5 protein-coding genes are annotated in these 12,739 nt (G+C 69.4%); 2 read left to right on the forward strand and 3 right to left on the reverse strand.

Features of this window, described 5'->3' with window-relative positions:
- Window positions 1-34 precede the first annotated feature (34 nt).
- Window positions 35-1,078: a LacI family DNA-binding transcriptional regulator gene (locus ACRAKI_RS12775; RefSeq protein WP_447007278.1), complete on the reverse strand. Its 1,044-nt coding sequence runs from the start codon at window positions 1,076-1,078 to the stop codon at window positions 35-37.
- Between the two features lie 407 nt (window positions 1,079-1,485).
- Between ACRAKI_RS12775 and ACRAKI_RS12780 the strand changes: the two genes are divergently transcribed.
- Window positions 1,486-3,345 carry a discoidin domain-containing protein gene (locus ACRAKI_RS12780; RefSeq protein WP_447007279.1) on the forward strand — a complete coding sequence of 620 codons (1,860 nt, stop codon included), beginning with the start codon at window positions 1,486-1,488 and terminating at the stop codon, window positions 3,343-3,345.
- A gap of 127 nt (window positions 3,346-3,472) precedes the next feature.
- On the opposite strand, the gene ACRAKI_RS12785 is transcribed toward ACRAKI_RS12780, so the two are convergent.
- Complete coding sequence (locus ACRAKI_RS12785; RefSeq protein WP_447007280.1) at window positions 3,473-6,313, reverse strand: AbfB domain-containing protein; 2,841 nt, start codon at window positions 6,311-6,313, stop codon at window positions 3,473-3,475.
- Window positions 6,314-6,896: 583 nt separating this feature from the next.
- A complete protein-coding gene (locus ACRAKI_RS12790) occupies window positions 6,897-7,109 on the reverse strand; it encodes a hypothetical protein (RefSeq protein WP_447007281.1) in 213 nt (70 codons plus the stop codon).
- A 98-nt stretch (window positions 7,110-7,207) separates the two neighbouring features.
- On the opposite strand from ACRAKI_RS12790, the gene ACRAKI_RS12795 reads away from it, so the two are divergent.
- A complete protein-coding gene (locus tag ACRAKI_RS12795; RefSeq protein ID WP_447007282.1) occupies window positions 7,208-12,640 on the forward strand; it encodes a ThuA domain-containing protein in 5,433 nt (1,810 codons plus the stop codon).
- Window positions 12,641-12,739 lie beyond the last annotated feature (99 nt).

Consider the following 12,739-nt stretch of genomic DNA (forward strand, 5'->3'; position numbering starts at 1 on the left):
GGTGGTCGACACGTCGACCACCCGCCCTCCCCGTTCACCTCAGCCGGGCGCCACCGGCCGGCGGCGGTGGCGGACCGGTGCTCTCCCGCACGACGAGTTCGGTGGTCAGCTCGACGTGCGATGACGCGACCTGCTCGCCGTTGCCCGCGCGCAGCAGCATGCGGGCGGCGGTGGCGCCCATCTCGTGCAGCGGCTGGCGGACTGTGGTCAGCGGCGGCGCCGTCCACTCGGCGAAGTCGAGGTCGTCGAAGCCCACGACGCTGAGGTCGCGGGGGACGCTCAGCCCGGCCCGCCGGGCCGCCTCGTAGACGCCGACGGCGTGCTGGTCGCTGCCCGCGAACACCGCGGACGGGCGGTCGGGGAGTGCGAGCAGCGCTTCGGCGGCGCTCAGGCCGCCGTCCCGGTGGAAGTTGCCGTACCGGATCAGCTGCCGCTCGACCGGGATGCCGGCGGCCTCCAGCGCGGCGCGGTACCCGGCGACGCGGGCCCGGGTGCACAGGAGCTGCTCGGGCCCGCCGATCACGGCGATGCGCCGGTGGCCCAGCGCGGTGAGGTGCTCGGTCGCGGCGTAGCCGCCGGCGTGGTTCGTGACGCCGATCGACGGCACGCCCGGCAGCGGCCGGTCCACCGCGTCGACCACCACGAACGGCAGGTTGCGCCGACGCAGGTCCTGGATGTCGCGGTCACCGAGTTCCGACAGGACGAGGATCACGCCCCGGGAGCCGCGGGCGAGCAGCGACTCGACCCAGCGGCGGGTGAGCGACTGCCGGTTGTGCAGGGCGGTGACGACGAGCCACAGGCCGGCTTCCTCGACCACCTGTTCGACCGCGTTCAGGATGGACAGGCCCCACACGCTGTCGAGTTCGTTGATGACCAGGTCGACCAGCTCGATGCGCCGGCGGCGGCCGCTGCGGGCCGCGCGGGGCAGTTGGTAGCCGCGCTGGGCGATCACGCGTTCGACCGCTTGTCGGGTCTTGACGGAGACGTCGGTGTGCCCGTTGAGGACCTTGGAGACCGTGGAGACGGCGACCTGCGCTTCCTTCGCGATCTCGGCCATCGTCGGTCTGCTGCTGGACATTCCGCCTTACCCGTGGTCGGTCTGCCGCCGCATCCGCACCGCCGCCCTGCCGCTGACGGTGCGAGGGGGCGGGCCGCGCCGGTGCCCAAGTCTGTGTCATGCGATATGCGCTGGTCAACCCGACCCTCGGGGGACGACGTCACCATCGCGGGTGCGTGCACAGCCGGTGCTCGGTTACCTACGGGGGGCGAACCGGTGAAGGTGCCGTTTCGAAAACTCTTCGGATCGCCGATCGGGGTTCATATCGTACCGGGACGGCACGAGGCGACCACGTCGGTCACGCACCGTGCACACCGACGTCACTTGCGATGTCGAGGGCGACCCGCAGGGCGGAGCCTCAACGCGCTCGCCCGGGAACGCCCGGAGCGTCACGCCTCGGTCGCGTACGCAAGCAGAGAGGATCTGACGTGAGCAGACGACGCAGTCTGGCCATGGCCTTGGCCGGCGCAACGCTCGTCGGTGGCGCGATCACGGCCGTCCCCGGCCACGCGGCGACCCCGGCGAAGTTCGAGCCGCCCGCCGGCAAGGTGATCTCGTTCATCGGCCAGGACGCGGGCGCCATCGGTGGAACCGCCCACTACCGGAACGGCTACGTCGACACGACGGGGATCGTGCCCGGAGGCGTCACCGTCTACACCAACTTCCAGGCGGGACGCGAGTCGTGGGGCCTGCACACCGTCGGTCTGGACGGGTTGGAGGAGCCGTCCAACTGGGGAGCCGGTGACACCCACGCCCAGGGCCTCATGAACTCGCCGACTTTCGACAACTCCGCGCTGCACCTTTCGCTGGACCTCGTGAACGAGTTGCCGAACGTGGTCAACGGCACCAACGACCCGCTCATCAAGCGCATGGGCGACTGGATGCGCAAGCAGGACCGCCCCATCTTCCTGCGGATCGGCTACGAGTTCGACGGGCCGTGGAACGGCTACGACCCCACGCTCTACATCGCGTCGTTCCGGCGGATCGTCGACCGCTTGAAGGCGGACGGCGTCACCAACTTCGCCACCGTCTGGGCGTCCAGCGCCGGTGGCGGCCCGCTGATGGACTGGTACCCCGGCGACGAGTACGTCGACTGGTTCGGCTTCTCGTGCTGGGGCTGCAACTGGGACGTCGGGATGGTCGCCCTCGCCGCTGAACACGGCAACAAGCCGGTGATGATCGCGGAGGTGTCCCCGCAGGGACATCGCACCGACCGCGAAGACGGCGCGGCGCTGTGGTCGTCCTGGTACGACGGGTTCTTCAGGTTCATCCGCGACAATCCCAGCATCAAGGCCGTCTCCTACATCAACGCCGACTGGGACTCGCAGCCGATGTGGGAGAGCAGCTCGGGTTCCGTGTGGGGCAACTCGAAGGTGCAGGACAACGCCTACGTCGCGGACCGGTGGAAGTCCGAAATGGCCAACGGCTCGTGGTTGCAGTCCTCTCCGACGCTGTTCCAGACCCTCGGCTACACGAGGCGCGGCGTCACGACGGACCCCGTCCCGCCGGCGCGTCCGGCGGGCACGATCGAGGTCGAGAGCTGGGTCCCGACCGGGGGCGCGCGCGTCGCGCCCGACGCCGGCGCCTCGGGTGGCAACGTGCTCGCCTACGTCAACACTTACCTCAGCGGTGGGATGCTCCGCAACGCGCCCAGGGCGACGTCGGTGACGTTGAGGTACGCGGCACCCGCGGCGGGCACCATCACCCTCTACGTGAACGACGAGCCGACCAAGATCGCGTTCGAGTCCACGTACTCCTGGAACTCGTTCCGCACTGTGACGGTGAACGTCGACATCCCGGCGGGGGCCTTCCTGCGGCTCCAGCAGAAGCAGGGTGACAGCGGCGTCAACCTCGACGCGATGACCTTCACCGACACGGGAGGCAGCCCGCTGAGCCGGGCCGGCTGGCACGCCTGGGCCTCCAGCACCGAGCCCGGCGGCAGCGCGAACGCGGCCATCGACGGAGACCTCGGCACCCGCTGGTCGTCCGGCGTCGTCCAGCAGTCCTCCGCCATGCAGTACCTCGCCGTGAACACCGGCGCGCCGCACCAGGTCCGCAAGGTCGTCCTCGACGCCGGCGCCTCCAGCGGCGACTACCCCCGGATCTGGGAGGTCACCGGCTCGAACGACGGCCAGACCTGGACCGTCCTCGCTTCCGGCGCCGGCACCGGACCGGTCACCACCATCACGCTCCCGGCCGGTCAGTCCTACCAGCTGTTCGGCATCAACCAACGCGGCAGCGCCCCTGCCAACTGGTGGTCCGTCGCCGAGCTGAACCTCTACCCGTGAACCGGCGTGGCCTCCACATCGCGCGCAAGTGCGAGGAGATCTTGTGAGCACGACAGGACCACGCCGCCCAGGAGGGGTGAGGTGCGGGAACCCAGCGCACCTCACCCCTCCGGGGGTCAGCTTCGGGCTACGGCGCCCAGGGAGCGCTCGCCGTCCAGGTGGTGTCCCGGGCCCACCCTTCCGGATCGTCGTAGGGCTGCCCGCCCTTGCCGTGGGAGATCCAGGCCTCGGTGCCGTGGGCGCGGAGGTAGCGGTCGGAGAAGTTGATCGACTGCCAGGACACGCCTTCACCCCCGTTGCCGGGCTGGGCGCAGAACGTCGAGTCGGCCGCGAACAGCGGCGTGCCGTCGTTGGTGGCCATCTCGACGCGGAATCCCCGGTGCCGCAGGTAGTGGTCCGGGAAGTTGCGCGAGCGCAGCGAGTAGCAGGACGAGTCGGCGTGACCGGGCACGATGTCGAAGGTCGCGTCCTGCTTGTCGAGCTCGGGCGACGAGTCGGTGATGGCGCTGATGAACCCGGCGTTCGAGCTGTGCCGCAGGAACTTGTCCGCGCTTGCGGCGACCTTCAGCGACGCGAGACCGGTGGGCACGTCCGCGCGGCTGCGCCACCAGGCGTCGGCGATCTTCCACGTGGTGTCGGCGGCCCAGTTCGTCGGGTTGTCGGACGGCAGCGGTCCGCCGTTGCCCGCCAGCCAGACCTCGTTGTCGTAGGTGCGCAGGAAGCGCGTCCGGTCCGGGTACCAGCTGAAGGACAGCTCGCTCCCGCTGTTGCCGTAGGTCGCGCAGAACGTCGCCTCCTGCTTGAACGCGGTGCTGCCGTCGTCGGCGTCCTTGCGGACCCTGGCCTGGCTGCCCCGCAGGTAGTGGCCGGGGGATTGCCGCGACTCGAACGAGTAGCAGTCCGCGTCCGCCAGGCCCCGGCGCAGGATGAACGACGCGGCGAGCTTGGTCGGGTTGTCGGAGGTCACCGTCACCTCGGACGTGACAGCGAGGTCGTCCTGGTGGGTCAGGCTCAGGTTCGGACCGGTCGTGGTGCGCAGCGAGACGCTGCGGTCCACGGCCAGGATCGGCGACGCGGTGCTCTTGGTCGTCAGCGTCAGCACGGTCATCGAGTTGGCCGGGAACGTGTGGACGAAGCTGCGGCCGGCCTTGATCCGGGACTCCGTCGGCGCGACGGTGTCGGGTGCGGTGATGGAGTTGCGGGCGTTCGGATCGCCGGTCAGCGTCTTCACCGTGGCCTTGGAGCCGACGGTCTGCGCTCCCTTCACGTTGACCCGCGTCTCGACGGGGGCGGCGTGGCGGTTGACGACCGTCATGTACACCGTGCCGTCGGCGTTCCGCGTGACGACCTGGTCGAGCTTCGTGCCGGTCGCGGTGCTGGGCACGACGTGGTCACCGGTGCCCTCGCCGAACATCTTCACCACGTGGTACGACGGCGAGCCGTAGGACGACACCGCGTCGAAGCCGATCATGTTCGACGACCACTGCCACTTGTCCACCGAGGTGAGCGCGGGCGCGTAGGCGGAGCCGATCACCACGTCGGAGTTGCGGACCGTGCCGGCCAGGAACACCGCCTCGGCCAGCGCGCCCGACAGCGTGCCGGTCGGGTTGGACCCGCTGCCGTTCGTGACGCCGTACTCGCCGACCAGGACCTTCGGGCCGTTGCGGTCGGCGCTGTCGTAGCGGCTGCCCAGAGCGGCGAAGCTGTCGGGGTTCCCGTTGTAGTAGTGGTCGTCGATCACGTCCATCGGCCGGGAGGTGACCCCCATCGAGGCCACGATCTGGAGGTGCGGGTACTTCGCCTTGATGGCGTCGTAGAACATCGGGTAGCGGTAGGTGTTGTAGCTGGGCGTGGGGTCGAACCAGTCCTCGTTGCCGACTTCCACGTACTTCAGCGGGAACGGCTCCGGGTGCCCGTCCTCGGCCCGCTTGGCGCCCCACGGCGTGTTGACGTCGCCGATGACGTACTCGATCTGGTCCAGCGCCTCCTGCACGTACGGCGCGAGCTGGTCCTGCGGGACGGACTGGCCGTTGAGGGTGTAACCGGCGAAGACGCCCAGCATCGGTTCGGCGCCGGCCTGCTCGGCCATCAACAGGTAGCTCAGCAGCCCGAACTGGTCGGTGGACCAGTAGCCCCAGGCGTCGTTCTGGTGACCCGGCCGGTCCTCGACCTTGCCGATGGTCTCCTTCCACTTGAACCGGTTCTCCAGCACCACCCCTTCGAGGTAGTTGCCGCCCGGCACGCGGATGAAGCCCGGCTTGGTGTCGGCGAGCTTCTGCTGGAGGTCCTTGCGGATGCCGCCGGTGGGCGCGAACGTCGGCCCGAGCACCCGCACCACGTTGAGCCACAACGACTTGCCCGCGTTGTCCCCCGTCGTCGCGACGACGAACCTGTTGTCCTTGGAGACCAAGGCCGACGCGCCGGTGGTCAACGTCGCGGTGAACTCCTGCCACTCGGCCGTGACACCGGTGACGGTGGTCTCGGCGTGCACCGTCCCCGCGTTCGACTCCAAGGACAACGTCAGCGGCCCGGTGAGATCGGCCGATGCGCGTGCCCAGAAGGACACCTGGTAGGCCGTGTCCGGGCGGACGCCGATGCCGTAGAAGCCGGAGTTGGCGGTGCCCGCCCGCTGTGCCGGGTCGGACTCCGTGACGTCGATGCGCAGCGAACGGGCGTTGGCCGCGTTCAACGGCGTCGCGTCGTCACCGCTGATCGTGGCCCCGCCCACCGCGGACCAGTGGGAGGGCGGGTTGGCGTTGCCGTTCTCCTTCATGGTGCTGTTGCGCACCACGTTCGCGCTCAGCCCGCCTTCGACGGAGTGGTTGATGTCCTCGACGATGTGCCCGAACTGGTAGTCGTTCACCGCCGACGTCGTGTGGGCGACGTCGACGTCCAGCGTGGCGGAAGGTGCGGCATGCGCGGCGGGAGCGGTGGTGGCGACGCTCAACGCCGCCGCGACCGCCAACACCGGGGCAGCCGAGAGCAATCTAGCGGGAAATTGCATGGGAGCACTCGATTCTGGAGCTGGACACGGCAGGGCAGACCGCGCGGCCGGGAAGCGGCCGGTGGTCTCTTTCTCCGGTGCGGTGATCTGGTCGAGCCGCCCTCATCGGGTCGACGTCGGCATACACCAGTCTTCTGTGGACGATGGAGGAACGTGCGTGGCGGGTTTGATCGGGTCACCGGTGTTCGCCGCAACCGAGGTGGCCGGGCGCACGAGGTCGACCTGCGGTTTCGCGGGTGCGACTGCCCCGAGCTCCTCGAAGGCGACTGAAGTCGACGCGCCTGGGCATCGAGTCGGCACGCACCTGTGACATCGGCATAGTCGCAAATGGATCAATCTGAATGTCCGGTCGTTCATCCCGGCCATTCCGGTTACCTGCGCGCAATGGGCACGGGAAACCCGCCTTCTCCGTTGACGGTTGGCTCGCAAGCTGTCCCGAACCTAGCGGGGGTTGTCAGGAGTAGTCAACTGTAGTTATCGCTCACAAGTGCGCCATGGCCCACCGATACTTCGGATCGATGTGAACCGGTCGGGATATTTGCGCTGCTCAGATGCGGTATGTGCTGGCCCAGGCCGGCCGCGCTGCTGTCATTGCGGTGTTCTTCGATGGTGGGCTGTTAGCGCGAACATGGGCTTTCCCGGTCATGTCGCAAAGCTGTGCCGATGGTTGACTGAGTCGTTGTTCACGGTTGTTGACCAGTTCCAGGATTGGCCATCTTGTCTCCTGCTCGTAACCTTGACCGCCTTCAAGAATGGTCATTAGTTTGTTGTCTCGACAGACGAACCGAGTGGTACAGGCCGCGGTTCGATCTTCGTAGTGCGGAGGGCTCAATGGTGAACTCACCCAGACCTGGCCGGATGAGATGGCGGCGCTCCTGGCTGTCCGCGGCCGTGGTGGCGGCGTTGATAGGGTCGCTGGTCTCGCTGGCCGTACCGGCGCGGGCGCACCCCGGCCACGGTGACGAGACGTTCAAAGCGTTGGTGTTCACCAAGACCGCGGGCTTCCGCCATCCGTCGATCGACGCCGGTGTCGCGGCGCTGCGCGAACTCGGGGCCGCCAACGGGTTCAGCGTGGACTCCACCGACGACGCGGTTGCGTTCAGCGATGCCAACCTCGGCCAGTACGAGGTGGTTGTGTTCCTCTCCACGACCGGTGATGTGCTGAACAGCGACCAGCAGGCGGCGTTCGAGCGTTACATCAAAGCCGGTGGTGGTTTCGCGGGTGTGCACGCGGCGACGGACACCGAGTACGACTGGGCCTGGTACGGGGATCTGGTGGGCGCGTACTTCGCCGGCCACCCGGACCCGCAGCACGCCAAGGTGAAGGTCACCGACCCCGCGCATCCGTCGACGGCGGGGTTGCCGCAGGCGTGGCAGCGCTTTGACGAGTGGTACAACTTCCGCGCCGACCCTGCGGCCAAGGTGCACGTGCTGGCCGAGTTGGACGAGACCAGCTACAGCGGCGGCTCGATGGGCACCAGCCACCCGATCGCCTGGTGCCAGGACTACGACGGCGGCCGGTCCTGGTACACGGGTCTGGGGCACACCGTCGAGTCGTACTCCGACGCCGCGTTCCGGGAGCACCTGCTCAAGGGCGTGCAGACGGCCGCGGGCGTGCTGGACGCCGACTGCTCGGCCACGCGGACCGACAGCTTCGACAAGGTCGTCCTGGACGACAACACGGCCAACCCGATGGAGTTGGCGATCGCGGAGGACGGTCGGGTCTTCTACGTGGACCGCAACGGCGCGGTGAAGGTCGTCCGGACCGATGGTTCCGTGGTGACCGCGGGTTCGGTCCAGGTCTACACCGGGCAGGAGTTCGGTCTGCTCGGTGTGGCGCTGGATCCGGGCTTCGCGACGAACAACCACCTGTACCTGTACTACTCGCCGGCCGGTGCGCAGGCGCTGGACCGGGTGTCCCGCTTCACGTTGTCCGGTGACGCGATCATCGCGGGCAGCGAGAAGGTGGTGCTGGAGATCCCCACCCAGCGCGACCAGTGCTGCCACGCCGGTGGTGCGCTTGAGTTCGACAACGACGGCAACCTGTTCATCACCACGGGGGACAACACCAACCCGTTCGCCTCCGACGGCTACACCCCGATCGACGAGAGGCCGGACCGCGCCGCGTGGGACGCCCAGCGCTCCTCGGCCAACAGCAACAACCTCAACGGCAAGATCCTGCGCATCACACCGCAGCCGGACGGGACCTACACGATCCCCGCGGGCAACATGTTCGCGCCGGGCACGGAGAAGACCCGGCCCGAGATCTACGCGATGGGCTTCCGCAACGCCTTCCGCATCGGTCTGGACCCGAAGACCAACAAGCTCCACGTCGCCGACTACGGTCCCGACGCCGGTGGCGCCAACCCCCAGCGGGGACCGGACGGCCGCGTGGAGTGGAACATCGTGGACCGCCCCGGCTTCTACGGCTGGCCGTACTGCGTGGGCGCGAACACCCCTTACCACGACCACGACTTCGCCACCGGTGTGTCGGGTGCGCCCTTCGACTGCTCGGCGCCGGTGAACAACTCGCCCAACAACACCGGGCTCACGCAGTTGCCGCCCGCGATCGGCACGCCGATCTGGCAGGGCAAGTCCTCCACCGGCACCCCGGAGATCGGCGGCAGTGGCGCGCCGATGGCGGGTGGCGCGTACCGGTTCGACCCGGACCTCGTGTCGGAGCGCAAGTGGCCGGCCTACTGGGACGGCAAGGCGATGTGGGGTGACTGGAACGACGGCAGGCTGTTCTCGTTGCAGCTCTCACCCGACGGCGCGAGCGTGGCCGACATCAGCCGGATGCTGCCCGACATGAGCTTCAACCGGGTGCACGCCATGCAGTTCGGCCCGGACGGCGCGCTGTACATCATCGAGTGGGGTTCGGGCTTCGGCGGCAACAACGCCGACAGCGGGCTCTACCGGATCGACTACGTGCGCGGCAACCGCGCCCCGGTCGCCGTGGCCAAAGCCGACGCCACCTCCGGCCACGCGCCGCTGACCGTGCGGTTCGACTCGTCGGGATCGCGCGACCCCGACGGCGCGGCGATCACCCTGGCGTGGGACTTCGACGGCGACGGCACCACCGACAGCACCGAGGCGACCCCGAGCCACACCTACACGGCCAACGGCAACTACACCGCACGCCTGACCGTGACCGACGCGGACGGCAAGTCCGCGACCGCCAACGTCGCCATCGTCGTGGGCAACACCGCCCCGGTGATCACGCTGACGGCCCCGGTCGACGGCGGGTTCATCGACTTCGGCGACCAGGTGTCCTACCGCGTCACCGTCACCGATGCCGAGGACGGCGCCGTCGACTGCCAGAACGTGATCGTCCAACCCGCGCTGGGCCACGACGAGCACGCCCACGGCTACGAGCAGTACCGAGGCTGCGAGGGCCTGGCCGTCATGTCCGGCGACGAGGGCCACGCGGGGGCGAACATCTTCGGCGTCCTGACGGCGAAGTACACCGACAAAGGCGCACCCGGCGTCTCGCCGCTCACCAGCGAGGCGATCCTCGTCCTCCAGCCCAAGCACAAGGAAGCGGAGTTCCACACCGGCACCGGCCGCGCTGCCGACGGCGTCGGTGACGACACGGCCGGTGTGCAGCAGGAGACCACCAGCGACACCGGCGGCGGCCAGAACATCGGGTTCATCACCGACGGCGACTACTTCTCCCTCGCCCCGGCGAACCTCGCGGGCATCGACCAGGTGCGCTTCCGCGTCGCCTCGGGATCGGGGGGCGGCCTGATCGAGATCCGGGTGGGCGCGCCGGACGGCCCGCTCGCCGGCACCGCGACGTTCGGCGGGACCGGTGGCTGGCAGAACTGGACCACGGTGACCGCGGACGTCGTCGACGACCCGCCGGCCGGGTCGGAGCTGTACTTCGTCGTCCGTCGACCGCAGGGCAGCACCACGACCAGCTACCTCGCGAACATCAACTGGCTGCAGTTCGAGGGCCAGGGCGTCACGCACAACAGAAGGCCCGCGGTGACCGTCACTGCCACCCCCACGTCGGGCGCCGCACCGCTGAAGGTCGACTTCGCCGCGACCGCCACCGATCCCGAGGGTGACGAACCCATCCAGTACGCCTGGACGTTCGGGGACGGCGGCACCGGCACCGGCGCCACGACCAGCCACACCTACGCCGCCGGCGGCACGTTCCAGGCCAAGGTCACCGCGACCGACGCCAGGGGGGCGAGCACCACCCAGGGCGTCGAGATCAAGGTCGAGGGGTCGACGTCGAACTGCCTCTCGGGTCGGTCGGACGACTTCCTCGGCACCTCGCTGGACCGCACCCGGTGGACCACGGTGGTGCGGGAGAACCAGGACCTCGCCGTCCGCGACGGGCACCTGGTGGTACCGACCACGGCCACGGACGTCTACGGCGCCGGCGGCAACACGCCGAACATCGTGTTGCAGGACTTGCCGTCGGGGCCGTTCGAGGCCACCGCCAAGGTCCGGCTGCCCGCCCGGCGGGCGTACCAGCAGGCCGGGTTGGTCGTCTACGGCGACGACGACAACTACGCGAAGATGGTGCTGCAGGGCCGTTCCGGCGGCGCTGACGACGCGGCGAACCGCATCTTCCAGTTCGTCCGGGAGGAGAACGGCTCACCCAACGAGGTCGGCGAGTCCAACACCGGGCCGCTGGGCGCGCAGTACCCCGACACCGTCTGGGTGAGGTTCACCAGCGACGGCAGCAACCTGACCGCGTCCTACAGCGCGGACGGGCGGACCTTCACCCCGATGCCGCAGACCAAGTCGCTGGCGGGCATCGCGCACCCGAAGATCGGCCTGCTGTCGTTGGCCGGGGTCGGTGACCACCCCGTCGTGGACGCCGAGTTCGACACGTTCACCATCACCCCCGACACCACCGCCGCGGTCGACCCGAGCGACGACTTCACCGGTTCGTCGCTGGACGCCTGCCGCTGGAACGCCGTCGTGCGACACGACCCCAGCGGCGTCGGACTGGCCGACGGCAGCCTGCGCATCGACACCAGCGCCGGTGACATCTACGGCACGCCCAACGGCACCCCGGCCAACTTCATCCTCCAGAACGCGCCGGAGGGCGACTGGACCATCGAGACGAAGGTGGACGGTTCCGCGCTGAACGAGCAGTTCCAGCAGGCCGGGTTGATCGCGTACGTGGACGACGCCAACTACGTCAAGCTCGACTACCTCACCACCAACGCGCCGGGCTCGGCGGTGGAACGGGGGATCGAGCTCCGCTCGGAGAGCGGTGACGTGGTCGGGCAGCCGCAGCGCGGCGCGGGCGGCCTCACCCAGGGCGTGTGGCACCTGAGGTTGACCAAGTCGGGCGACACCTACACCGGCTCCTACAGCGCGGACGGGCAGAGCTGGACGGTGCTCGAGCCGGTGGCGAACCCGGCACTCGCCGCCAACGCGAAGGTCGGGCTGTTCGCCCTCGGCGGCCCGCAGACCGCGTCGAAGCCGGCCCGGTTCGACGACTTCCGGGTCGGCGCCGGTGACCAGGCCGCGCCGGAGCTGTCGGTGGCCGCCGATCCTGCCGCGCCCACCGGCGCGAACGGGTGGTGGACCAGCCCGGTGACCGTGACCGCCACGGCCACCGACGACCTCCCTGGCCAGGTGTACGTGGAATACCGGGTGGACGATGGTGGCTGGGCGGAGTACAGCGCACCGCTGCCGTTCAGCGAGGACGGCTCGCACGTGGTGGCGTTCCGGGCCTCCGACACCGCGGGCCACACGTCCGAGGAGAAGACGGTCGAGGTCAAGCTCGACCGGACCGCACCTGAGGTCACGGCGAAGGCCGACCAGCCTTCGGGAGCGGAAGGCTGGTGGACGCGGCCGGTCACGGTGTCGGCCTCGGCGACCGACGAGACGTCGGGCGGCCCGGTGCTCGAATACCGGGTCGACGCCGGGGCGTGGCAGCCCTACTCCGGCGCGGTGGCCGTCACGGGCGAGGGGGCGCACCGGATCGCTGTGCGCGCCACCGACGCGGCGGGCAACACCTCGGCGGAGACGGTGGTCGACGTGAAGGTCGACACCGCCGCGCCCACCACCTTCGCCCAGCGCGGCGCGGCGGCGTCGAGGGTCTGGCTCCGGGCGCAGGACGCCACCTCGGGCGTGGCCAAGACCGAGTACCGGATCGCGGACGGGCCGTGGCGGGTCTACCAGGGCGTGGAGATCAAACTCCGGCCCAACGGCATGGACGTCCTGGAGTACCGGTCGATCGACGTCGCGGGCAACGTCGAGGCCGTCGGTCACTACACCGCTAGTCCCGGGCACAACCCGGATGCCCTGCTCCACCTGTGAGCACGGGGGTGGCCCGCGTCAGGCGGGCCACCCCGCCCGCGCCCCGTCCCCGGCCTGGCGGTCGCAGTTCTCCGGCGAGATCGAGGAGTGACATGAGTA

Source organism: Saccharothrix isguenensis (assembly GCF_052936305.1).